This window comes from Corynebacterium sp. HMSC14B06 (assembly GCF_001807075.1).
Lineage (GTDB): Bacteria > Actinomycetota > Actinomycetes > Mycobacteriales > Mycobacteriaceae > Corynebacterium > Corynebacterium jeikeium_D.
This window is the reverse complement of sequence record NZ_KV787356.1, coordinates 77,512-101,283: the sequence shown is the minus strand read 5'-3', so window position 1 is coordinate 101,283 and position 23,772 is coordinate 77,512. Positions and strand designations below refer to the sequence as shown.

Here is a 23,772-nt window from a genome sequence, read left to right as displayed (position 1 = left end):
AGTTTAGAAAAACTTTGCCAGCAGTAAGGCAAATCACTTCGTTATCGAAATATTTACTGAAATCACAACGGCGCAGGGTTTGATGTTCTAAGTTGATTCCTAACGAAACCAACGACGGACAGAACTACCGAAAGTAGGGGTTTGTAACTCGATGCGTGAATATACTACCGAGGCGAAATACGTCATCGGCGAGGACGAGACGATTATTACCTCGCTGCAGGAGCTGGTGCAGAAGCGCCCGAAGCTGGTGCTTTTCACCCGCCCCAAGAACTTTGAGTGGGTAAATGTCACCGCTCAGGAGTTCTATGACGAGGCAAAGGGGGTCGCTAAGGGGCTAATTGCCAACGGTGTGCAGCCGGGCGACCGCGTAGCGCTGCTCAGTGAGACTCGCTACGAGTGGAACCTGATCAATACCGCTATCTGGATGGCAGGCGCTGCTGTTGTCCCGATTTACGGCTCTTCTTCGTCTGGCCAAATTCGTTGGATTATTGAAAACTCCGGTGCTGTTTTCGCATTTACCGAGTCGCGTGAGCACACCGACCGCATGAAGCCTCTGCTGGTCGAAAAGGGCACCGAGAACCCGGAGGGCGAGTCCCAGCTGCGTCGTGTGCTGGAGATTAACGCTTCCGCTACTGACACCATTAGCTACGAAGGCCGTGACATCGACGGCGACGAGGTCGAGCGTCGCATCAAGGACACCAAGGCCGACGACCTGGCAACCGTGATTTACACCTCTGGTACCACTGGCCGTCCGAAGGGCTGCGTGCTCCTGCACAGCAACTGGCTGGCGGAGGCCCGCGCCATCCTCACCAACGAGATTGTCCTGATTGCCCGTCCGGGGAACCGCATTCTCACCTTCCTGCCGTTGGCGCACGTGTTGGCTCACGCAGTGTCCCTGGCTTCGATGATTTCCGGTGCTACCCAGTCTCACTGGGCTGATACCAAGACCGTCACCCTGGAGTTCCAGCGTTCCCGTCCGCACATGATTCTCGGTGTGCCGCGCGTGTTCGAGAAGGTTCGTGACTCCGCCTACGCCTCCGCTAAGGAGAAGGGCGCATTCGGTCTGGCCATGTTCGAGCGTGCTGAGGCCACCGCCATCGAGTACTCCAAGGCACTGGATACTCCGGCAGGTCCGTCGCGTGTCTTGAAGCTGCGTCGCCAGCTCTACGATCGCCTGCTGTTCTCGAAAATTCGCGCAGCTATGGGTGAGGCCGTGCAGTACACCATTTCCGGTGGTTCGGCTCTGTCCTCTGACCTCGGGCACTTCTTCCGTGGTCTCGGTGTGCCTGTCTACGAAGGCTACGGTCTGACTGAGTCCACGGCTGCCGTCACCGTGAACAACCCGAGCGAGCAAATCATTGGTACCGTTGGCCGTCCGGTCGGTGGCTGTTCCGCCGCTATCGCTGATGACGGCGAAGTTCTGCTCCGTGGTCCGGTTGTGTTCGACCGCTACTGGAAGAACGAAGAGGCAACCAAGGAAGCCTTCATCGACGGCGAATGGTTTAAGACTGGTGACCTCGGTGAGCTGACCGAAGAAGGCTACCTGAAGATCACCGGCCGCAAGAAGGACCTCATTGTCACCGCTGGTGGTAAGAATGTCGCGCCGGGCCCGATGGAAGACCGCATGCGTGCGCACCCGCTGGTGTCCCAGGCAGTCGTCATCGGCGATGGTCGTCCGTTCGTCTCCGTGTTGGTCACCCTGGATGAGGAGGCGCTGGCGAAGTGGAAGATTGAGCACTCCGTCCCCGAGCACACCTCGATCCGTGAACTCGCTGCCTCCAGCGCAGTTTTGCGCGCCGAGATTCAGGACGCCGTCAACTCCGCTAACGAGCTGGTTTCTCACGCAGAGGCCATTAAGAAGTTCCATATTCTGGACAGTGACTTCACCGAGGAAAGCGGCGAGCTGACCCCGACCATGAAGGTCAAGCGCAACATTGTCATGGACAACTACTCGCGTGACATTGAGGCTCTCTACCAGCGTTAATTCACGGTCTATCCGCTGCCGATAGAAAACGGCAGCGTGTTGTTACCGCGCTAGCGCCCCTCACCCCATTAAGGTGAGGGGCGCTAGAAATTTTTAAGGAGTTTTCAGTTTTCGAAAGTCGGCATTCGTCAATATTCGAAAGCGGAAAACTGCAATGATGTCACCGGCACCGAAGATGTCGTGGGAGGGCGGGCAATGATTAACCACTTCGATGCTCGGCTACGCCTGCGCGAAGTGACCCAAGAGCTCTACGACATTGGTGACGAAGTTGCCGAACACATCGAGCACCTTGCTCAGGCGGTTGCTGATGTAGATCGTGAGCTGGTGGACGAATGTGTCCTCGAGCTCGCTGACATCGTCGACGAGGCCGTTGAGGACTGCCGCCCTCTGATTGGTGAGCTTGATGGTCTACGCCAAGCGTTTACCTCCGGCATTCGCTCGGGGCGCATCGGTACTCTTTCCTCCGCTTCGACACCGCGGCGACACCCACATCCGGCACCGAAGTCGCCGGATGTGCAGTCACTGTCGCTGATTCCGGCACCATTGCAGCATCCGGTTGCAGTCCCTACGGTCACGCAGGCAATGATTGCTCGCTCCGATGCCGTGGCTTCTTACCTGGAGGAACTCGCCGACTGGGTTTCCGCCGAAAACATCCGAGGCGTGGAAAAGATCGGTAGTGTGGTGCTTCCGCAGCTTTACGCACAGTCTGGCCGCCGAGCACTGTCCGCTGCCGCCGCTTGGTGTGTTGCTGTTCCGGAGACTCATCCGGCAGTTGCCAATGCGCTGCGCGGCCGCAGGCCTCCGGAGTTCCTGATGGAACGTGCCCGCATCGATGAAATTGTCCGCCGCGTCAAGCAACGTCGAGCCAAGGAGCATGCGTGAGCGAAGCCTCCGCACACACCGATTCCTTCGGTGTTTACTTACACGTCCCATTCTGCGCCACCCGTTGTGGCTACTGTGACTTCAACACCTATACGCCAGGTCAGCTGGGAAGTGGTGCAACGCAGGGAGATTACCTCGATGCCATCGTGGCCGAGCTTGAGATGGCCGTCGTAAAGCACCCCGAACTCGCGCGTGGCGCCGATACCGTGTTTATCGGCGGTGGTACGCCGTCGATGTTGGGGGCGAGCGGTCTTCGTCGTCTGCTCGACGGTGTGCGCAACAGCTTTGGGCTTGCCGACGACGCCGAGGTCACCACCGAGTCGAATCCCGAGTCGACCTCCCCGGAGTTTTTCGAAGGCCTAGCCGAGGCAGGGTTTACCCGGGTGAGTCTGGGCATGCAGTCGGCTGTGCCGCATGTGCTGGCCACTCTGGATCGTACGCACACGCCGGGGCGTCCTGCGGCAGCTGTGGCGGAGGCACGCGCGGCCGGTTTTGAGCACATCAACCTCGACGTTATCTATGGCACGCCAGGGGAGTCGATGGCGGATCTTGATACGACGTTGGAGGCAGTCCTGGCCACGGAGGTCGATCATGTTTCGGCGTACTCGCTGATTGTCGAGCCAGGTACTGCGATGGCGCGTAAGGTCCGTCGTGGTGAGCTGCCGATGCCTGACGACGACGATCTCGCCGACCGCTACGAGCGCATCGATGCCGCACTGAGTCAAGCCGGTTTCTCCTGGTACGAGGTGTCCAACTGGGCGAAACCGGGCGGCCAATGTCGTCACAATATGCTCTACTGGCGCGATGGAAATTGGTGGGGTGCGGGCCCCGGTGCACATTCGCACCTGGATGGCACGAGGTTTTACAACGTCAAGCATCCGGCTCGCTACGCGGCGACCATTTCCGGCGGAGAGTTGCCGATTAAGGATTCGGAAGGGCTGACTGCCGACGATCGGCACACTGAGAAGATTATGCTGGGCCTCCGCCTGGCCGAGGGCATTGATGCCAATCTGCTCGGTGAGGATGAGCTGGGCAAGGCACGTCGGCAAGCGGAAGCGGGCATGGTGGAGTTTGTTTCCGTCGATGGTGGCCAGCGGATTCAGCTGACCAATCGCGGTCGTTTGCTGGCCGACGCAATAATTGTTGATATCCTTAGTTAAACTATCCGCATGTCATCTCAGACGGATAAGCGCAGGCAGGAAGTTCTTCGGGCAATTGTCTCGGATTACGTAGCTTCCCAGGAGCCGGTCGGCTCGAAGGCTCTGGTGGAGCGCCACAATCTGGGTGTGTCCTCGGCGACCATTAGAAATGACATGGCGGTGCTGGAGGCTGAAGGTTATATCCAGCAGGAACATGCATCGTCCGGGCGTATCCCGACTGAGAAGGGCTACCGCCTTTTTGTGGACAATCTTTCGCAGATTAAGCCGCTGTCCCGGGCCGAGCGCCGAGCTATCCTCGAGTTCCTCGAAGGCGGCGTCGATCTGGAGGACGTGCTGCGCCGCAGTGTGCAGCTGCTGGCCCAGCTAACTCGTCAGGTCGCAGTGGTGCAGGTGCCGACGCTGGAGGTCTCCCGCGTCCGGCACTGCGAGGTCGTACAGCTCGCCGACGCGCGATTGTTGCTGGTAGTCATCACTGACACCGGGCGCGTGGAGCAGCGCAATGTTGAGCTGCCAGCACCGATGGATCCCGATCTCGTGCCGCTCTTGCGTGAGCATTTCAACCGCGCAATGTCGGGGCACACGCTTGCCGACGCGTCGATTGCGATCTCCGATCTTGCGGCTAACGCCCCGCGTGATTTGCGGGATGTGCTTATTCGCTGCTCGACGGTGCTGGTGGAGTCGTTGATTGAGAAGCCGAATGACAGACTCATCCTGGCCGGGGCATCGAATTTGACCCGTGGTAATATGGCCGGTCGCTTACCTTCTACGTTGCCCATGGTTCTTGAAGCTCTCGAAGAACAGGTGGTCGTGCTGAAACTGCTGTCGGCCGCGCAGGATTTGCACCACGTTCGCGTTTCCATCGGTGAGGAAAACGAGGACGAGGAGCTGCGCGCTACCTCAGTTGTTTCAACTGGCTATGGAACCGGCACCGAAATTTTGGGTGGCATGGGCGTAGTTGGCCCCACATTTATGGATTATCCGGGAACAATTTCCTCGGTTGCTGCTGTTGCACAGTACGTTGGCCGGGTATTGAAAGGAAGTAGCTAAAGTTGGCACGCGACTATTACGGCATCCTCGGAGTGGAGAAGGACGCTACGGACGCTGAGATTAAGAAGGCGTACCGAAAGCTGGCGCTCAAGTACCACCCAGACCGTAATCCGGGTGATGAAGAAGCTGCGGAGAAGTTCCGTGAGGCCTCTGAGGCGAACGAGGTCCTGCTGGATCCTGAAAAGCGCCGGATTGTGGATATGGGAGGAGATCCTCTCAATCCGCAGGGCGGTATGCCAGGCGGTGGCTTCGGCGGTTTCGGTGGCGGCGGAGTCGGCGATATCTTCGAGGCATTCTTCGGCGGTGCCGGCGGTACTCGCCAGCGCCGCTCGCGTGTGCAGCCAGGTGCAGATGCGCTGCTGCGTATTTCGCTGGGCCTCGATGAGGCATTCACCGGTGTCCGCAAGCCCATCACGGTGGACACCGCGGTGCTGTGTGAGCAGTGCGAGGGAACTGGCTCGAAGTCCAAGTCCAAGCCGAAGATGTGTACCAGCTGTGATGGTACTGGCGAGATTCAGCAGGTCCAGCGTTCCTTCCTGGGCAATGTGATGACCTCGCGGCCGTGCCCGACTTGTGAGGGCACCGGCGAAATTATCCCCGATCCGTGTAACAACTGCGGTGGCGATGGCCGCGTCCGTGCTCGCCGTGATCTGACGGTCAACGTTCCGGCAGGTATCTCTGATGGCATGCGTATTCGCATGGCAGGGCAGGGCGAGGTCGGCCCGGGCGGCGGCCCGGCGGGTGACCTCTACGTGGAAGTTGCCATGGACCCGCACCCGGTATTCGAGCGTGAGGGCGATGATTTGCACTTTAACGTGCAGGTGCCCATGGCTGATGCCGCACTTGGTACCGAGTTTGAGGTCGACGACCTGCTCGGCGAGCCAATGACCATCAAGGTTGATTCGGGCACCCAGCCGGCAGAGCAGATTCGTCTGTCGGGTAAGGGCATGCCGCATCTGCGCGGCGAGGGCAACGGCGACGTGGTCGCACACGTCGATGTCACGGTGCCGACGAAGCTGGACCGCAAGTCCCGCGAGCTGCTGGAGAAGCTACGCGAGCACCGCGATGATGATGCCAAGGTGTCAGACTCGAGTGAGCGCAACGGTTTCTTCTCCCGTTTCCGCCGCCGTTAGAACACGCCATCCCCCAAAGCCCCTCCAGTGAGTGTGAAGCACACATGAGTTTGCCCGTATTCCTCGGTGAGTTCACCGAGCTGCCGCGCCCGGAAGAAATCATTCGGATCCTCGGGTCGGAGGCAAAGCACATCAGCGTTCGCAGGCTGAAGGAGGGCTCGGAGATTCTTCTTGCCAATGGTGCGGACAAGGTGGTGCGAGCACAGCTCATGCACGTAGACCCTCGTGAGGTCCACGTTCGCGTGGTCGCCGCAGAGGAACGTCCACGTCCGCGCCCGCACGTCACTGTGGTGCAGGCGCTGCCGAAGTCGGATCGTGCTGAGCTTGCGGTCGATTTGATGACCGAGGCCGGGGTCGATGAGATTATCCCCTGGGCGGCCGTGAATTGTGTAGCCCGATGGCAGGGTACCGCGAAGGTCACTAAGGCCCGCACCAAGTGGCAGTCGACTGCGCGCGAGGCAGCCAAGCAGGCTCGTCGTGCATGGATTCCGCCGGTCGCGGACCTGCATAGCTCCGCCGATATTGAGCAACTCATCCGGGAAACCACATCAGCAGGTGGTGTGGCAGCAGTTTTGCACGAGGAGGAAACAGCTCCGTTCGTGGACTTCGCCGCGCAGGCAGCAAACGCTGACAAGGTTCTTTTCATCGTCGGCCCAGAAGGGGGAGTGAGCCCTGGGGAACTCGAGGCCTTCCGTGCCGCAGGTGCGAGCTCGGTAGTACTCGGCCCGACAGTTCTCCGCAGCGCCCTCGCGGGAGCTGCTGCTCTTTGCGCACTGGGCCCGTTGACAAAGCGCTGGGGCGGCGCACCCACGCGTGGTCAGTAGGATAGACGCATAATGACAAAGTATTCAGTAACTGCTCGTACCACCGCCGTCGTCGAGCTCGATGACAATCTCGCGCCGATTGTGGTCGGTCATGCGGATCAGAACCTACGTCTGCTGGAATCTCTGCTGGCAGCGGATATTCATGTCCGCGGCGGAGTTGTGACAATCAAGGGTGCTCCGGCGGATGTTTCGTTGGCTGTCCGCGCTTTCAAGGAGCTAGAGGCAATGGCCCGTCGTGGGCATGAGCTCTCCCCGGAGTCGGTGCGGCACGCGGTGGGCATTGTGGATCGCGGGGAGAAGTCCGCCAGCGAGGTGCTCGGTGGCGGCATCGTGACACATCGTGGCAAGACCGTGCGGCCCAAGACCGAGGGGCAGAAGAACTACGTCGATGCCATCGACCGCTATAACGTTGTTTTCGGTATCGGCCCCGCCGGTACGGGCAAGACCTTCCTGGCCATGGCCAAGGCTGTTGCTGCGCTGAAGAATAAGCAGGTCGAACGCATTATTCTGACTCGCCCCGCAGTGGAGGCCGGTGAAAACCTGGGCTTCCTGCCGGGTACTCTGCATGAGAAGATTGACCCCTACCTGCGCCCATTGCACGATGCGATGCGCGAAATGCTTGAGCCGGAGCTGATTCCAAAGCTGATGGAAACTGGGGTAGTGGAGGTCGCACCGCTGGCGTACATGCGCGGTCGTACCTTGAACAATGCGTTCATTATTCTCGACGAAGCACAGAACACTACTCCGGCGCAGATGAAAATGTTCCTCACCCGCCTGGGCTTCGGTTCGAAGATGGTCATCACCGGTGACGCCAGCCAGGTCGACCTGCCTCGAGGGCAGAAGTCCGGTCTAGCTGTCGCCCGTGAGGTGCTGCGCGGTGTGCCGGGAATCGCTTTTCCGGCGCTGGCGGCTGCGGATGTGGTGCGCAACCCGCTGGTAACCGCAATTGTCGAGGCCTACGATGACTACGATGCCTATAACGAAGGTATTGAACAGGGCGCCGAGTCCCCACAAAAGCGACAGTCCGCCACAAAACGATAAAGGACGCTGAAATTACATGAGCATTGAAGTTTTCAACGAGTCCGGTCAGGGCGTCAATGAAGAGTCGCTTATCGACGTTGCCCGTTATGCGCTGGGCCGCCTGGACGTGCATCCGGCAGCCGAGCTGAGCATTCACATTGTCGACTTGAAGACAATCGAAGACCTCCATGTGCGCTGGCTGGATCTGCCGGGTCCGACGGATGTGATGAGCTTCCCGATGGATGAGCTCACTCCTGGCTCTGGCCGACCAGATGCAGCTAGCCCAGGGCCGGCGATGCTGGGCGACATTGTGTTGTGCCCGGAGTTTGCCGCGGGGCAGGCGGAGCGTGCAGGCCATCCGCTAAGCCACGAGTTGGTTCTGCTCACCGTGCACGGCGTACTGCACCTATTGGGTTATGACCATGTCACGGCGGAGGAAGAGCGCCAGATGTTCTCCCTGCAGAATGGCCTGTTGGCGGATTGGTACGACGACATCGATCGTCGTGGCGTGAGCTTTTCCGAAAAACCAATTAACCCCAATGCGTTTCCGGAGCGTTCTAACGAGCGATGATCACTTTGATAATTGTCGCCGTTGTGGCGATGATCTGCGCTGGCGGACTCAACACAGTCGAAACTGCGGTCGCAGGCATTTCCCGTGCACGCGTGGCAGAGCTGCAGCGTGACGAGGTCGCGGGTGCTAATGCGCTCCTCAAGGTCGTAGAAAATCGGGCTCGGCACGTCAATGTGCTGGTGATTTTGCGTACGCTGTGCGAGTCAATCGGTGCAGTGACGCTTGCGGCAGTTTGTCTTAAGCTTTTCGAGCCGGAGCGCTGGGCCATTGTGGCTGCAGTGGTGTTGCTGGCTCTGTTCACCTTCCTGGTCCTCGGGGTGTTTTCCCGCACCATGGGTCGGAAGAATCCGTACTCGATTTCCCTCGCCACCGCGGTCGTCCTGAGTTTTATGGCCAAGGTGTTGGGGCCACTGGAAAAGTTGCTGATTTGGTTCGGCAACATCATCACACCTGGTGGTGGCTTCCGCGATGGCCCGTTCGCCACTGAAGTCGAGTTGCGCGAGATGGTCGATATCGCCCAGGAGCGCGGCATTGTGGAGCACGATGAGCGCCGCATGATTCAGTCTGTGTTCGATCTCGCGGAAACGTCGGCACGCGTTGTTATGGTTCCGCGCCCAGAGATGGTGTGGATTGAGGCGGATAAGCACTGCGGTCAGGCAGTGGCCCTATGCGTGAAGTCGGGTCACTCGCGACTGCCGGTGATTGGCGAGAGCGTTGAGGACATCGTCGGCGTCATTTACTTGAAGGACATTGTCCAGCAGACGTACTCGCGTACTGATGGTGGCCGCGGTGTTCGCGTCTCCGAAGTCATGCGCGACTGCGTTTTTGTTCCCGACTCCAAGCCACTGGATGATCTGCTCGATGAAATGCAGCGCACCCGCAATCACATCGCCATTCTCATCGACGAATATGGATCGGTCGCCGGTCTTATCTCTATTGAGGACATCCTCGAGGAGATTGTCGGTGAGATCGCCGACGAATACGACGAGGCCGAGCAGGCCCCCATCGAACCACTGGGGGATGCCTCCTACCGCGTCCAGGCGCGCCTCAGCTTGGGCGAGCTCATAGAGCTTTACGACGAAGCCCACGGGCGCCAACTCGTCTTCGATGACGAGGTCACCGATGAGGTGGATACGGTCTCCGGTCTGTTGGCATATGAGCTTGGACGTGTGCCACTGCCCGGTTCGTACGTAGAATATGCAGGACTGAAGTTTACCGCCGAGGGCTCGCGTGACCGTCGTGGTCGTATGCGGGTACGCACTGTGGTGGTGGAGCCGACTGCGGAGTTTTACTCCGAGGAAGAAGATACTGATGGGCAATCTTGATGACATGCTGGCCAATGCTGGACTTGGCGGAGATGCTGATGATTACAGTGCGCCGGAGGGCTTTCGCTCTGGGTTCGTTTCCATTGTGGGGCGTCCGAATACCGGTAAGTCCACGCTGACCAATTCCCTGGTGGGCGAGAAGATCGCTATTACCGCTAACCAGCCGGAAACCACGCGTCATCCAGTCCGAGGTGTAGTCCACCGCGAGAACTGTCAGATTGTTGTCGTGGATACGCCAGGTCTGCACAAGCCACGCACGCTGCTCGGTGAGCGCCTGAATGACATGGTTCAGGAGACCTATTCCGATGTGGACTTGGTAGCGATGGTCGTGCCTGCCGACGAGAAAATTGGCCCCGGTGACCGCTGGATTTACGAGAACGTCTCCAAAGGTTGCAAGAACATCATGGGCATTGTGTCCAAGGTGGATAAGGTCTCGCGCGATACCATTATTGAGCGCCTGATTGAGCTGCAGGAGTTGCTCGGTCCGGATGCTGAGTTGGTTCCACTGTCGTCGAAGTCCGGGGAGAACATCAACACGCTGATTGATGTCATGGCTTCCCAGTTGCCGGAGGGACCGCGCCTGTACCCGAAGGGGCACATCACCGATGAGGATCTGCACACCCGGATGGCAGAGCTCATCCGCGAGGCGGCCCTCGGCGGTCTGCGCGATGAGTTGCCGCATTCCGTGGCAGTCCAGATTGATGAGGTGCTGCCGAACCAGGACCGCGAAGGCGTCCTGGATGTCCACGCCGTTATCTATGTCGAGCGTTCGGGGCAGAAGTCCATCCTCATGGGGCGCGACGGTCGACGCATGGGCACCACCATTCATAAGGCTCGTAAGGAACTCATTGCGCTGCTCGGTCAGAATGTTTACCTTGACCTGCGGGTGAAGGTATTGAAGGACTGGCAGTCGGACCCGAAGCAGCTGGGCAAGTTGGGATTCTAAAAAGTTGGTCGAGCCGTATCGCGACCGTGCGCTGGTCGTACGCCGCTACGACCTCGGCGAAGCCGACCGCATCATCGTCCTTTTCACCCGCGACCACGGCTTAGTCCGCGGTGTCGCCAAAGGCGTGCGGCGCGCGAAGAGCCGCTTCGGCTCGCGCCTCTCACCATTCGTCGACGTGGATGTCAACATCTACCCACGCCGAGGACTGTCCACTATCGCAGGCGCAGATACCGTGCGCACGTGGGCAGCACCGCTTGTCGACGACTATGCGCGCTACACCTGTGCGTGTGCAGTCCTGGACGTCGCCGAACGCATTGTCGGCGAGGAGCAAGTGCCGGCTCCCGAATTGTGGGATCTCACCACTCAATCGCTCGACGACGTTGCGGCCGGTCGCCATCGCCCCGATTTGTTGCTGACCTCCTACATTCTGCGAGCAATGGCGCAGGCCGGTTGGCAGCCAAGCCTCTTTGAATGCGCAGGCTGCGGCAAAGCCGGCCCTCACCACGCGTTTTCTCCCGCACTGGGCGGAGCAGTGTGCACCAACTGCAGGCCACCGGGTGCAGATACTCCGCCGACCGAGGTTCTGCATCTGATGTGGCAGCTTGCTCATGAGCAATGGGCGGGCATCGATACGTCGTCAAGCGAATTCGAGGGGCGGATGGCGACGGCGCGTACCCTAACGGCGAAGTACCTGCAGTACTACCTGGGCCGCCGGGTGCCGGCGCTGGAACATGTGGATGCTTTTTGGCAGTAAACAGTAGCGGTGGGGCACAATAGGAAGCGTGTTGAATCCTCCTGTACCGCAGCAATTCGTGCCCAATCACATCGCGCTCGTGATGGACGGCAATGGTAGATGGGCCGAACAGCGTGGGCTCAAACGCACCGAGGGGCACAAGCGTGGTGAGGCCGTGCTGATGGAGTGCGTCGATGCTTGTTTGGAGATGGGCGTCAAGCACCTGTCGGCTTACGCATTTTCCACTGAGAATTGGCGCCGTTCGGTCGATGAGGTCCGATTCCTTATGGGCTTTAATCGCGATGTGCTGCGCCGACGTCGTGATGAGTTGGATTCGAAGAACGTTCGCGTGCGTTGGGCAGGGCGTCGCCCGCGACTGTGGCGCTCGGTTATTAAGGAACTTGAGATTGCCGAGGAGCAGACGAAGGACAATGACGCGCTAACTCTGTATATGTGCGTCAACTACGGTGGTCGCGCTGAAATTGTTGATGCTGCTAGAGAGATTGCTCGTCAGGCAGCAGCGGGGGAGCTCAGCGAATATGACTTGACCGAGAAGTCTTTCGCACAGTTCCTGGATGAGCCGACTATGCCGGATGTTGATCTGTTCCTGCGTCCATCGGGCGAGCAGCGCACGTCCAACTTCTTAATCTGGCAGTCCGCCTATGCGGAGATGGTCTATCAGGACAAGCTTTTCCCGGATTTCGGTCGGGATGACATGCGCGCCGCAGTGGTGGAGTACGCCAAGCGCGACCGTAGGTTCGGCAAGGCCTAGAGCCGATATTTTTTAGGGGGGGGAGGGAGCCCGGGCTACTTCTTCTGGCAGTCCCTGCACAGGCCGAAGACCTCAGCAGTGTGCCCGGTCAGATTAAAACCGTGCTCCTCCGCAAGGCTGTGAGCCCACTGCTCGACAGGGCCGCCGGCGACTTCAACGGTGCTGCCGCAATCGGTGCAGACCAGGTGATGATGGTGGTGGTCACCGCACAGCCGGTAGAGAGCCTCTCCGGAGGCATTGTGCAGAACATCGACAATGTCCATTTCTGAAAGGGTCTGGAGCGTCCGATAGACCGTCGTCAAGCCGACCTTGTCCCCACGTTCCGTCAGCGACTGATGAATGTCAGCAGCGGAGCGAAAATTAGGGGCCTCACTCATAATCGACACGACGGCGCGGCGTTGGCGAGTACTGCGCTGGCCGATGCGGGTTGCGGCCGGCCGCGCGGAGGCGTGTGCCCCGGTGCTAGCGGGGGAGCCCGTACCACGTGGGTTTTCGCCAGAACTAACTTCGTGCATATCTTCGCCAGCCATGTAACCGACACTACCCGGTATCGGTTGGACAAGATGCGCTAGAGTATAGGGGAACTTTTAACTGGCCTGTTGGGGTCAGTACATTTTGCTTTTCATTATGTCGTTCGCCGCACGGAACGGGCTGAATTGTGTGCCCGGAAAAGGCGTGTGGTGTGCGATGCGAAGCCATTTATAAGGAGTGGTCTAGACCGTGGCACCTAAGTCAGTTGTCGATACCGTCGCCAACCTGTGTAAGCGCAGGGGGTTCGTTTACCCGTGTGGTGAAATTTACGGCGGTACCCGCTCGGCATGGGATTACGGTCCCCTGGGTGTGGAGCTGAAGGAAAACATCAAGCGCCAGTGGTGGAAGACCTTCGTCACCGGCCGTAAGGATGTCGTCGGCCTGGATTCCTCCATTATCCTGCCGCGCCAGGTCTGGGAAGCTTCCGGCCACGTCGCTACCTTCACCGACCCGCTGGTGGAGTCCCTGCACACCCACAAGCGCTACCGCGCTGACCACCTGCTGGAGGCCTACGAGGCCAAGCACGGTCACCCGCCGGCCAATGGTCTGGCAGACGTTCCGGACCCGGAGACCGGTCAGCCGGGCAACTGGACCGAGCCGCAGATGTTCTCCGGTCTGATGAAGACCTTCCTCGGCCCGGTCGACAATGAGCAGGGCCTGCACTACATGCGCCCGGAGACCGCTCAGGGTATCTTCGTCAACTTCAAGAACGTTATGACCACGGCTCGCCTGAAGCCACCGTTCGGTATCGGCCAGACCGGTAAGGCATTCCGCAACGAGATCACCCCGGGTAACTTCATCTTCCGTACCCGCGAGTTCGAACAGATGGAGATCGAGTACTTCGTCGCACCGGACCAGGCGGAAGAGAAGTTCGATGAGTGGGTCGACGCCTGCTGGAACTGGTTCATTGACCTGGGCGTTAACCCGGAGAACATGCGTCAGTTCGACGTTCCGAAGGACGAGCGCGCTCACTACTCTGCACGCACAATCGACTTCGAGTACCGTTTCCACTTCCAGGGAAACGAGTGGGGCGAGCTGATGGGTGTCGCCAACCGTACGGACTACGACCTCGGCTGCCACATCGAGCACTCCAAGGAAGACCTGCGTTACCACGACCAGGTCACCGGCGAAAAGTACGTTCCGTACGTCATTGAGCCGTCCTTCGGTCTGACCCGCGCCTTGATGGCCTTCCTGTGTGATGCCTACACCGAGGAAGAGGTGCCGAACGCAAAGGGCGGCACCGACACCCGTACCGTGCTGAAGCTAGACCCGCGTCTGTCGCCGGTTAAGGTTGCTGTTCTGCCGCTGTCGAAGAAGGACACCCTGACTCCGACCGCTGAGGCTGTCGCGGACAAGCTGCGCCAGTACTGGGCCGTCGATTACGACACCTCCGGTGCTATCGGCCGTCGTTACCGTCGCCAGGATGAGATCGGTACTCCGTTCTGTGTCACCGTTGACTTCGATACTCTCGAGGACAACGCTGTGACCGTCCGTGACCGCGACACCATGGAGCAGGAGCGCGTCAAGATTGACGAGCTGGAAGGCTACCTCGCAGCTCGCCTGGTGGGCTGCTAATGGCCGAAGAAGTTTTTTGGGAATCCTATAGTCTCGGCGACGGCTCTCGGGAAAAATCCGAGCAAACCTGGCCGATTCTGAAGGAAAGCACCGAAGTCGGCACGTACATCCGTGATGAGCAGGGCGATCGCCTCAACACCCCGGAAGGGGAGTGGGTCATTGACGCCTCTGCTAATCACCGTGTTTCCGCCACGCTTCCCGACGGCCGCGTGTTCTCGACCGTTGCTGCTGACCGTGACAAGATTTCGCGAGCCAAGCAGCTTTCAGTGACCTTTGGGCCGGATCGTCCTGAAGGCAAGCTGGTGTGCGAGGGATCGACGAACTACGTCATCGAGAATGCGAAGACCGGCGAGAAGTGGGGCCAGTTTACCGGTGCGTCCCGTGGCGTGCGCCACGCAGAGGTGCAGTTCGACACCGATGAGGGCCGTGCGCTGCCGGAAGAGGAGAAGATCTTCCTGGTCTACAGTGCTCGTCGGGTGCTGGAGTCCCGCATGGTTTCCTCTACCTGGATTCTCACTGTCTGCTTGCTCTTGCTGATTGCCTATATGATTTGGGTGTGGATCGTGTAGCAACTATTGCAGACGGCGTCGTTTACGACGAGAACCAAAAGACCCTGTCCGACGGCTGGAGCTGTCAGGACGGGGTCTTTAGTGCTTTCTGGATCACCTCGCCACAAGGGCGTGGCTGGCAGGTGAAAGCCCGCTTTTTTAGCACGAACGCGCTAGTGATGACGAATCCGGATGAGGGGGATTCTTTCGTCCTAAACAGAGAAGGACGGGGAATTCGCACGGTCTTCGACATCGAACGGCCAGGCTATGAGCTCGCCCGAATCGTCAGAGAGGACAGCCTAGGCCGAGGGGTATTTGGTGTCTATGCCCAGAAAGGAGACTTCCGGGGGAGTTTCGAAGACTGGCTGATTGCCGCCGCTCTGGCGACGTGGTCTGTGGATGGACCACGCCAGATGCGAATTTAGGCGGGAATCTAGAAGCCCATTGTGCTGCCGGAGCCGCCTGGTCGACTCGAACCTCCGCCGAACCCGCCGAATCCGCCGATACTGCCACCAAAGCCGCTGTTGTTGCTGAGCATGCTGCCTAGCACCATGCCGGCGACCATCGAACCGTTGCTGCCGCCACCGCGGCGCTGATCCTGGTAGCGGTGGATGTCACGGCGGGCCAAGTCAGCGGCCTCAGCCGCGAGCTTGCGCGCACGACGTGCGTAGGCCAAAGCCTTTCGCGGATCATCGTTGGCCAAGCCCTGAGCAGAGCCGTAAGCACGCTGCGCCTCCGCGAGGCGAGTGCGAGCCTCAGCACCAACCACACGGCGGCGGGTAGCAATTAAGTCAGCCGCGGCGCGAATGTGATTGTCGGCATCCTGCATGCTGTGCTGCAAAGTAGCGGTAGCGCGGGCGAACGACGCGGCCTTATCTCGAGCGGAGTCGAGGGCTTCGTCGAGCAGCTCATCGGCATCGGTCAGTGCGGTCCAGGAACTCAGTGGATCCACTTCGGACTTATTGGCTGCCACACCGAGTGCTTCACGGCCTGCTTCGATGGCCGCATTGAGACGCTCGCGGTTGATGTTGGCGCCTTGCGGTGCCGACATCAGGTGCGAAGCCTCATCGATTTCACCGCGGACCTCGGCGATAAGGGAAGCCAGTCCAGCGACTGCAGCGTGAATATCGCTATCGGCGTGTTCAATGGCCTCCAGAAGACTCTCTGCCTGTGTGAGCGCAAAGTCGGTGGCCGACAGCGCATCAATCAGACCACCTTGCTCACCGGCAGGTAGGTCCGCGATGCGGCGGGCCTCAGACATTGACTGGTCAGCCTGATTCAGGTGCTCCGTGGCCATGTCGATATTGTCGGTCACAGAGCTGAGCATCTGCTCTTCGTAACGTGCGCGCAGACCATCGAGAATTTCGCCGGCACGCGGCATACGTGAACGCAGCTCGACACTTCGCTGAGTGAGCTTCGAAATCGTCGCTTCAGCATTCATCAACTCCTGGCGGAGTTTCTGGAAGTTTGCGGCCTCGCCGTCGAGCTGGTCATCCGCAACACCACAGGTGGAGATAATCTCCAGCAGGACACTGCGGCGCTCGATTTCGTCGGACACGGAGCCGTCGTCAAGCTGTTGGCGAAGTGCAAACGCACGCTCGAGCGTGGACTGAGAGTGCTTCAGTGCGTTGTCGAAGCTGCGGATGCGTTCGGTGCCGAACTCAGCGCGGGCGAGGTCGAGCTCGGTGCGGGCTTTGCGAATGGACTCATCGGTACTGACAATCTCATCGTGCGCAAGAACATCGAGCGAGCTGGTGCTCAGCGAGTCCAGCGAAGAGACATCCTTGGGGTCGATGTTGCGGCCACGAGCGATCTCCTCCTCATCGCGCTTCTTCTTATTGCGGCGGCCCACGGCCCAGGTGGCGCCACCGACAACGGCGGCACCACCGAGGCCGGCGCCGAGTGCCCACCCACCGGCGGAGCCGCTGCCACCGCCTGCCTCGGCGATGGCAGCTTCACCCGCAGCTGCCCAGTTGTCATCCTCTAACAACTGCCCTTGAGCTGCTCTGTTGATGGCCTCCGCGTTGCGGGGGAAGGAGTCTCCGACGAAAGCGCCGAGGTTTCGGTCTTCCACGGCGACGACCAGGACACCGCGGTTGTCGGCAGCTCCGAGGTGCTCCCAGGCCTGCTGCGCCCACTGTTCGCCCTGAATGCCGTCGAAGCTCTTGATGTAAAACACCGAGAACAGGAGTCGCTTCTCTGTCTTGAGCTGCTGAATCTGCTCCTTCAGACGAGCTTCATCGCCGCCGCTCAGCACACCTGCGAGATCAGCCACCTCGCCCGACACATCCGCCGGTGCCTCGGCGTGCGCCAGGGATGCTGACGGTGCGAGTGCCAGCAGCGAAGCAGGTGCGTGAACCGGTGGCTGTGCCGGTAGTGCGGCAGTAATTAGCGGCATGCTCAGGCCGAGGAAAGCACCCGATGCGGCAAGGTAAAGGGGGCGAAACACGCGATTCCTGTCAGACATATCTACAAGGATACGTAACAATAATTACGTGGCCGGTAAATTTTCGTATTCATCTTTTGAACTCGCTCGTATTGTCGAGGAGTCTCCGAAGCAGTCATTGCTGCCCGGGGTGCAGTCCTTGGAAACCCACCGGGCGGCGTTTGCGCGAGATCGCGCCCGCGTCCTGCACTCCGCAGCGCTGCGCAGGCTGGCTGACAAAACCCAGGTTGTGGGGCCAGGGGAGGGCGATACTCCCCGCACACGCCTGACTCACTCGCTGGAGGTCGCGCAGATTTCCCGCGGAATCGCCAGCGAGTTGGGTGCAGATGAGGATCTCGCAGAGCTGGCCGGCCTGACCCATGACATCGGGCATCCGCCGTATGGCCACAACGGCGAGCGCGCCCTCAACGAGATTGCCGCTGGGTGCGGCGGGTTTGAGGGCAACGCGCAGACGCTGCGTATTCTCACTCGCCTCGAGCCGAAGGTGCTCGATGGTACAGGTGAGCCCTGCGGACTCAATCTCACTCGGGCGGCGCTCGATGCGGCTTGTAAGTACCCGTGGACGCCAATCGGTCCCGATGGTCAGCTCCGCCACAAGTACGGGGCCTACCAGGAAGATGCCGCAATTCTGCAGTGGATTCGCCAGGGCGTTCCGCACGGCAAGCAGTGTCTTGAGGCGCAGATCATGGACTGGTCTGACGATGTCGCCTATTCCGTCCACGATGTCGAGGATGGCATCGTCTCTGGCCGCGTTGACCTGGGTGTTCTGTGGGACACGGTGGAACTGGCCGCACTCGCTGACAAGGGCGCTGCCGCATTTGGTGGCGATCCAGCGGAGCTCGTCGAGGCTGCCGGGCGTCTTGCCAGCTTGCCGGTGGTATCAGCTGCGGCGTCCTATGATGGTTCGCTGCGCTCGCTGGTCGCGCTGAAACGGATGACCTCGGAGCTGGTCGGCCGTTTTGTCACTGCTTCCGTCGCGGGTACGCGTGCTGCCTCCGGGTCGACGCTTCCGCTCGGGCGTTACGACGCGGACCTCGCCGTGCCCAGCTCGATTCTGGCCGAGGTCACCATGCTGAAGACCATCGCCGTGCTGTATGTGATGGATCTTCCGCGTCATATTCGCCGTCAGGAGCGTGAGCGCGATCGCCTTTTCCGGGTGGCCGAGTATCTGCAGGAGGGTGCTCCGGGAACGCTTGATCCGATGTTCCAGTGGCTCTATTCCCGCGCGGAGAGTGACCAAGCGCGGCTGCGGGTGATTGTTGATCAGCTAGCGTCAATGACGGAGTCGCGTGTAGAGCGGCTTGATCGCCAGATTGCTGGTGTGGCCGCGGCGTGGGGATAGTTGTCTACTCCTCCGCGTCAGGAATCTCGCAGAAGCTCTCGTAGTGGTCGTCGGTGTAGTACCAGACATCCGGATCGTTTTCGGAACCGCCGCCGACAACGATGCGGCGTGCACCGCGGCTGGAATTACCCGGGGTGGTCACGGTGTATTCGCGGTAGTAGTCACCGCGCTCCTTCGGCAGGCGTCCCTCGTAGTTGCCGAAGTGCTTGCCGTCGTGCTGCGAGTAGATGTGGTCCTGGTCGGTCAGGATGCGGTCGATAACATCGTCGGCCTCCTGCGGCAGGGTATCTACTGCGCAGGTGGCACCCTTTGCACCCGACTTGTTGCTGCTCGAGTTAGGACCCGGCTTGGGATTCGACTTCGCGCTAGAGGCGGCGGAACTCTGCGACCCCTGTGAGTCCTCCGACCCCGATGCGTTCTGATCTCCGCCATCGAGTCCCAGGTAACTACCAGCCAGCACCAGGGCGGCAGCGCCGACGCCGCTCGCAATCTTCTTCCACTCAGCCATGGCTAGTATCTTTCCATATCGGTCGCCGCCGGCACGTTATGGGCTGGGCGCGGGCGGCTCGTCGGCATGCGAAACCTCTACGGCGGAGTCGATTGGACGGTTTGGGTAAGGTTATTTTCATGGCTAGGGGAAGAATTCCGGACTCCGATATCGCGGCAATCCGCGAACGGACTCCGATTGAGGAGATCGTTGCAGAATACGTGAACCTCAAACCGGCTGGCGCGGATTCTCTGAAAGGGCTTTCGCCTTTTAAAGACGAGCGCACGCCGTCGTTCCACGTACGCCCCAATCATGGCTACTACCACTGCTTTTCCACCGGCAAGGGCGGTGATGTATTCAGCTTCCTCATGGAGATGGAACACCTGTCTTTCCCGGAGGCTGTCGAAGCCTGTGCGGAGAAAATTGGCTTCCACATTAACTATGAGGGCGGCGGCACGGGCCGTCGCGAGGAACCGGGAACTCGCCAGCGTCTCATCGCCGCAAACCGCGAGGCACAGAAGTTCTACCGCGAACAGTTCTCCACTCCAGCGGCAGCGCCCGCGCGCGAGTTTCTGGAAAACCGCGGCTTCACCGCCGAGCACGCGGCCCAGTTCGGCTGTGGCTACTCGCCGGCCGGCTGGGACACTCTAACCAAGCACCTGCAGCGCCTGGGCTTTAGCTTCGAGGAGTTGGACAAGGCGGGTCTTTCCAAGATGGGGCGCATGGGGCCGATCGATCGTTTTCACCGTCGTCTCATGTGGCCGATCCGCAATATGTCCGGCGATGTCATCGGTTTTGGTGCCCGCAAGCTTTTCGACGATGACAATCTGGGCAAGTACATGAACACGCCCGAGACCATGCTGTACAAGAAGTCCAAGGTCCTTTTCGGCTTGGATCTGGCAAAGAAGGACATTGCCACTGGTCATCAGGCTGTAATCGTGGAGGGCTACACTGACGTCATGGCCATGCACGCCTCAGGCGTGACCACGGCCGTCGCGTCCTGCGGTACCGCTTTCGGCGAGGAACACCTCCAGCTGCTGCGCCGTCTCATGCTCGACGACAACTTCTTCCGCGGCGAACTCATCTACACCTTCGACGGCGACGAGGCAGGGCAAAAGGCCGCCATGCGCGCCTTCGAGGGGGAGCAGAACTTCACCGGCCAGTCCTACGTCGCGGTCGCGCCGGACGGCATGGATCCGTGTGATCTGCGCCAGAAGAAGGGCGAGGCCGCAGTCCGCGATCTCGTTGCTTCACGACGGCCATTGATCGAATTTGTCCTCCGCACACTTCTGGCCGACTATGACCTGACCACCGCTAATGGCAGGGTCTCCGGGCTGCGCCGAGTGGTGCCTGTCCTGGCCCAGCTCAAGGACGCGGCGTTGCGCGATGAGTATGCCCGCGAAGTTGCCGGCTGGATTGGCTGGAATGATGAAGCCGAGCTGGTGCAGCGCGTCCGCGAGGAGGCCAGTCGGCCACAGAATGAAAAGCGCACTCCCTACCAGCGTCGCCAAGAAGAGGCCCGTGCCCGCGAAGAGGCAGAGGAAGCGCGGCGCCGGCGCAACCCGGCACTGCCGTATCCAAACCCGCGGGACCCTGTGCTCTATGCGCAGCGTGAGGCTCTCAAGTTGGCAATTCAAGAGCCCGCCACCACCGGCCCGGTATTCGATGCGCTCGCACCCGAGACCTTTGGGCATCCGACCTACCGGGCGGTATTCGATGCCATCATGGCTGCAGGTGGTGCCTGCGGGGAAGCGGCCACACAGCCACATAGTTGGGCGACCGCAATTATGGATCAGGCGCGGGAGGACGTCGTCAAGCATCTCGTGACTGAGCTGGGCGTGGAGCAAATCGCCGTCGATGCAGAGACGCTGCGCCCGTATGCGCAGGCGATTCTGGCGCGGTTGCAGGAGGTGTGGGTCGGTGACCAAATTGCACAGCTGAAGGCGATGCTCTCACGAATGCGCCCCTCAGACGACGAAACCGCCTACAACTCGCTGTTCGCGGACCTGCTCGCGATGGAGCAGTACCGCCGCGAACTGCAAGCAGAGGCGGTCAAGGTCGTGTTTGAGTAGCTAGTGGCTAGCGACTAGTAGCCGCGGCGAATCCACTCTTCCAAGTGCGGAGCCTCGCGGCCAATCGTCGTGTGGTCGCCATGACCCGTGCGGACAGTCGTTTCCGCAGGCAGAGTCAGCAGATTGTCGCGGATGGAGTTAATAATCGTGTCGAAATCCGAGTAGGACCGACCGGTCGCCCCCGGACCGCCGGAAAACAGCGTGTCACCAGAGAACAGCTCCGCGGCCTCCGGTACGTACAGACAGCACGAGCCAGGGGAGTGGCCCGGAGTGTTAATAATGACAACCTCCGTGCCTGCAATCTCCAGGCGCTGACCGTGCGCGAGGTCCTCGTGCGCCAGGTCCGGCCAGGACTGCTCCCACAGCATCTGGTCGCCCGGGTGGACGAGCAGGGGAGCGTCGAGCTTCTCCTGCAGTTCAGGGGCCACAGTGATGTGGTCGTTGTGCGCGTGGGTGCATACAATCGCCTTTACCTTGCGGCCATCCACCGCGTCAATAATCGGCTGCGCCTCATGCGCCGCATCGATGACAATGACCTCACGGTCATCGCCGAGCACCCATACGTTGTTGTCTACGTCCCACGTGCCACCATCGAGCGAGAACGTGCCCGACGTGAGAACGTGGTCGACCCTCAAACCCTTGTTCACAGCGTCACCACCGATCGCAGTACCTTACCGGCCTTCATGGTTTCGAAGGCCTCGTCAACATCCTCAATGCCAATGCGCTCCGTCACGAAGCCCTCTAATGGCAGGCGGTTCTGCAACGACAGATCCACCAGCATCGGGAAGTCGCGCTCTGGTAGGCAGTCGCCGTACCAGGACGACTTCAACGCACCACCGCGGCTAAACACATCCGCCAGCGGGATGTCCAGCTCCATTGTCGGCGCCGGAACACCGACCAGAACAACGCGTCCAGCCAGGTCACGGGCGTAGAACGCCTGCTTGTAGGTTTCCGGACGGCCGACCGCATCAATCACGACATCAGCACCGAAACCGTCGGTCAGCTCACGCACTCGCTTAACGACGGGATCCTCTTCCCCGGTGCCCTTATCGCTCTTAGCCAGCTCCGCAGAGTTAATGGTCTCGGTCGCGCCGAATTCGCGGGCGGTATCCAGCTTCTCGTCCGAGATGTCGATGGCAATAATCTTGCTAGCGCCGGCCAGCTTGGCACCGGCGATAGCGGCCGTACCAACGCCACCGCAGCCGATGACGGCTACCGATTCACCGCGCTTAACCTCGCCGGTGTTAATAGCCGCACCGATGCCGGCCATGACACCGCAGCCCAGCAGGCCCGCAACGGCCGGATCGGCTGCCGAATCGACCTTGGTGCACTGGCCCTCGTGGACGAGGGTGGCATCCGCAAAAGCGCCGATTCCAAGTGCCGGGGTGAGGACGGTGCCGTCGGCAAGCGTCATGGGCTTGGAGGCGTTGAAAGTGCTAAAGCAGTACTGTGGCTCACCGCGCTTGCAGGCGCGGCACTCGCCACAGACGGCGCGCCAATTGAGGACAACGAAATCGCCGACGGCAACATGCGTGACCTCTTCGCCAATCTCGGAGACCACGCCTGCGGCCTCGTGGCCGAGGAAGAACGGGTACTCGTCGGTGATATCGCCGTCGCGGTAAGCCAGGTCTGTATGGCAGACGCCGCAGGCCTGGATGTCGACAATGACATCGTTCGGGCCCGGGGACGGGATGTGGATATCAGTAAGTTCTACAGGTGCGCCTTTTTCGCGGGCGATAACGCCGCGCACAACGCGTGCGGTTTGCTCGGTGTTTTCGGTTCCGTTGGTTTGTTCAGACATAAGCCCCATCGTATGAGCGCGGTATGAAAAGTGCATGATGGAAAGCATTTTCAGTACTGGTAGGAGCTTTGTGGGCGCTGTGTGAGGTTGCGTGGATTGTGTGGATTGCGTGGCTCTGAGAACTCACAACGGTGTCATGACGTGTGGGAAAAGAAGGTATAAATTGACCTTTGACCTGGCGATTTGTGAGTTTCAAGGGGTCTGGGTAAAGTATCTATCCGTCGCAAGGAACGGCATGGCCGAAGTTCGGTTTAGCCGGTTCTGTGCGGTGGATATTCCTCCATAGCTCAATGGCAGAGCATTCGACTGTTAATCGAAGGGTTGCTGGTTCGAGTCCAGCTGGAGGAGCAATTAAGCCAGGTCAGAGAGTTTTTCTCTGGCCTGGTTTTCGTTTAAGAAGACGAAGAAGACAAAAACAGACAGAAAATAATCCAAGCCCTAGGAAAGTCGGAAAAGCGTGTCTGGGCGGTGCGTCGCCGGTGGGCACCTTTCGCCACTTACCCCAGTGCGAGTTACTGACTGCGTTTATGGCTGATGGCGTTGGGTGGATGCGAGTTACTGACTGCGTTTATG

At 60.0% G+C, this 23,772-nt stretch carries 22 protein-coding genes and 1 tRNA gene; 18 read left to right on the top strand and 5 right to left on the bottom strand.

Going from position 1 to position 23,772, the window contains the following annotated elements; genetic code table 11:
- Positions 1-151: 151 nt before the first annotated feature.
- From HMPREF3130_RS01365 to HMPREF3130_RS01310, 12 genes are all read left to right on the top strand, one after another.
- On the top strand, positions 152-1,984 hold the full coding sequence (locus HMPREF3130_RS01365; protein WP_070429164.1) for an AMP-dependent synthetase/ligase: 1,833 nt from the start codon (positions 152-154) through the stop codon (positions 1,982-1,984).
- 195 nt (positions 1,985-2,179) lie between these two features.
- Positions 2,180-2,866 (top strand): hypothetical protein, encoded by a 687-nt coding sequence (locus HMPREF3130_RS01360; RefSeq protein WP_070429163.1) that lies wholly within the window; start codon positions 2,180-2,182, stop codon positions 2,864-2,866.
- Positions 2,863-4,026, top strand: a complete 1,164-nt coding sequence (hemW, locus tag HMPREF3130_RS01355; RefSeq protein WP_070429162.1) for a radical SAM family heme chaperone HemW — start codon at positions 2,863-2,865, stop codon at positions 4,024-4,026. The genes HMPREF3130_RS01360 and hemW overlap by 4 nt, the downstream gene beginning before the upstream one ends.
- Positions 4,027-4,035: 9 nt before the next feature.
- Complete coding sequence (hrcA, locus tag HMPREF3130_RS01350) at positions 4,036-5,073, top strand: heat-inducible transcriptional repressor HrcA (RefSeq protein WP_016423119.1); 1,038 nt, start codon at positions 4,036-4,038, stop codon at positions 5,071-5,073.
- Positions 5,074-5,075: 2 nt separating this feature from the next.
- Positions 5,076-6,206, top strand: coding sequence for a molecular chaperone DnaJ (dnaJ, locus tag HMPREF3130_RS01345; protein WP_070429161.1), 1,131 nt, complete (start codon positions 5,076-5,078; stop codon positions 6,204-6,206).
- A gap of 44 nt (positions 6,207-6,250) precedes the next feature.
- Positions 6,251-7,030, top strand: coding sequence for a 16S rRNA (uracil(1498)-N(3))-methyltransferase (locus HMPREF3130_RS01340; RefSeq protein ID WP_070429160.1), 780 nt, complete (start codon positions 6,251-6,253; stop codon positions 7,028-7,030).
- Positions 7,031-7,042: 12 nt separating this feature from the next.
- Entirely contained in the window at positions 7,043-8,071 is a 1,029-nt protein-coding gene (locus HMPREF3130_RS01335) for a PhoH family protein (protein WP_005511086.1), read from the top strand.
- A gap of 16 nt (positions 8,072-8,087) precedes the next feature.
- A complete protein-coding gene (gene ybeY / locus HMPREF3130_RS01330; protein ID WP_005511056.1) occupies positions 8,088-8,621 on the top strand; it encodes an rRNA maturation RNase YbeY in 534 nt (177 codons plus the stop codon).
- Positions 8,618-9,946, top strand: a complete 1,329-nt coding sequence (locus tag HMPREF3130_RS01325) for a hemolysin family protein (protein ID WP_016423115.1) — start codon at positions 8,618-8,620, stop codon at positions 9,944-9,946. The genes ybeY and HMPREF3130_RS01325 overlap by 4 nt, the downstream gene beginning before the upstream one ends.
- Positions 9,947-9,950: 4 nt before the next feature.
- On the top strand, positions 9,951-10,892 hold the full coding sequence (gene era, locus HMPREF3130_RS01320; protein WP_042389423.1) for a GTPase Era: 942 nt from the start codon (positions 9,951-9,953) through the stop codon (positions 10,890-10,892).
- A gap of 4 nt (positions 10,893-10,896) precedes the next feature.
- Entirely contained in the window at positions 10,897-11,646 is a 750-nt protein-coding gene (gene recO, locus HMPREF3130_RS01315; protein ID WP_016423113.1) for a DNA repair protein RecO, read from the top strand.
- Positions 11,647-11,677: 31 nt separating this feature from the next.
- Positions 11,678-12,397 (top strand): isoprenyl transferase, encoded by a 720-nt coding sequence (locus HMPREF3130_RS01310; RefSeq protein WP_076772257.1) that lies wholly within the window; start codon positions 11,678-11,680, stop codon positions 12,395-12,397.
- Between the two features lie 35 nt (positions 12,398-12,432).
- On the opposite strand, the gene HMPREF3130_RS01305 is transcribed toward HMPREF3130_RS01310, so the two are convergent.
- Positions 12,433-12,927 carry a Fur family transcriptional regulator gene (locus tag HMPREF3130_RS01305; protein WP_070429159.1) on the bottom strand — a complete coding sequence of 165 codons (495 nt, stop codon included), beginning with the start codon at positions 12,925-12,927 and terminating at the stop codon, positions 12,433-12,435.
- Positions 12,928-13,117: 190 nt separating this feature from the next.
- On the opposite strand from HMPREF3130_RS01305, the gene HMPREF3130_RS01300 reads away from it, so the two are divergent.
- Genes HMPREF3130_RS01300 through HMPREF3130_RS01290 form a run of 3 tightly spaced genes read left to right on the top strand, consistent with a single transcriptional unit; the run spans position 13,118 to position 15,476 of the window.
- Positions 13,118-14,503: a glycine--tRNA ligase gene (locus tag HMPREF3130_RS01300; RefSeq protein WP_049170727.1), complete on the top strand. Its 1,386-nt coding sequence runs from the start codon at positions 13,118-13,120 to the stop codon at positions 14,501-14,503.
- Entirely contained in the window at positions 14,503-15,072 is a 570-nt protein-coding gene (locus HMPREF3130_RS01295) for a hypothetical protein (protein WP_070429158.1), read from the top strand. The genes HMPREF3130_RS01300 and HMPREF3130_RS01295 overlap by 1 nt, the downstream gene beginning before the upstream one ends.
- Positions 15,060-15,476, top strand: coding sequence for a hypothetical protein (locus HMPREF3130_RS01290; protein ID WP_070429157.1), 417 nt, complete (start codon positions 15,060-15,062; stop codon positions 15,474-15,476). Before HMPREF3130_RS01295 ends, HMPREF3130_RS01290 begins: the two co-directional genes overlap by 13 nt.
- Positions 15,477-15,484: 8 nt before the next feature.
- Here HMPREF3130_RS01290 and HMPREF3130_RS01285 read toward each other — a convergent pair whose 3' ends face one another.
- Positions 15,485-17,518 carry a TPM domain-containing protein gene (locus HMPREF3130_RS01285; protein WP_246815085.1) on the bottom strand — a complete coding sequence of 678 codons (2,034 nt, stop codon included), beginning with the start codon at positions 17,516-17,518 and terminating at the stop codon, positions 15,485-15,487.
- Between the two features lie 28 nt (positions 17,519-17,546).
- Here HMPREF3130_RS01285 and HMPREF3130_RS01280 point away from each other — a divergent pair, with 28 nt between their 5' ends.
- Positions 17,547-18,839: a deoxyguanosinetriphosphate triphosphohydrolase gene (locus HMPREF3130_RS01280; RefSeq protein ID WP_048732682.1), complete on the top strand. Its 1,293-nt coding sequence runs from the start codon at positions 17,547-17,549 to the stop codon at positions 18,837-18,839.
- 4 nt (positions 18,840-18,843) lie between these two features.
- Here HMPREF3130_RS01280 and HMPREF3130_RS01275 read toward each other — a convergent pair whose 3' ends face one another.
- Positions 18,844-19,347: a guanyl-specific ribonuclease gene (locus HMPREF3130_RS01275; protein ID WP_070429155.1), complete on the bottom strand. Its 504-nt coding sequence runs from the start codon at positions 19,345-19,347 to the stop codon at positions 18,844-18,846.
- A gap of 119 nt (positions 19,348-19,466) precedes the next feature.
- Between HMPREF3130_RS01275 and dnaG the strand changes: the two genes are divergently transcribed.
- A complete protein-coding gene (gene dnaG, locus HMPREF3130_RS01270) occupies positions 19,467-21,398 on the top strand; it encodes a DNA primase (RefSeq protein WP_080971472.1) in 1,932 nt (643 codons plus the stop codon).
- Positions 21,399-21,412: 14 nt separating this feature from the next.
- Here dnaG and HMPREF3130_RS01265 read toward each other — a convergent pair whose 3' ends face one another.
- Both HMPREF3130_RS01265 and HMPREF3130_RS01260 read right to left on the bottom strand, forming a co-directional pair.
- A complete protein-coding gene (locus HMPREF3130_RS01265; protein ID WP_049170745.1) occupies positions 21,413-22,045 on the bottom strand; it encodes an MBL fold metallo-hydrolase in 633 nt (210 codons plus the stop codon).
- Positions 22,042-23,199, bottom strand: a complete 1,158-nt coding sequence (locus HMPREF3130_RS01260; protein WP_049170748.1) for an S-(hydroxymethyl)mycothiol dehydrogenase — start codon at positions 23,197-23,199, stop codon at positions 22,042-22,044. Before HMPREF3130_RS01260 ends, HMPREF3130_RS01265 begins: the two co-directional genes overlap by 4 nt.
- 276 nt (positions 23,200-23,475) lie before the next feature.
- Here HMPREF3130_RS01260 and HMPREF3130_RS01255 point away from each other — a divergent pair.
- Positions 23,476-23,547 (top strand) — tRNA-Asn (locus HMPREF3130_RS01255).
- Positions 23,548-23,772: the final 225 nt, after the last annotated feature.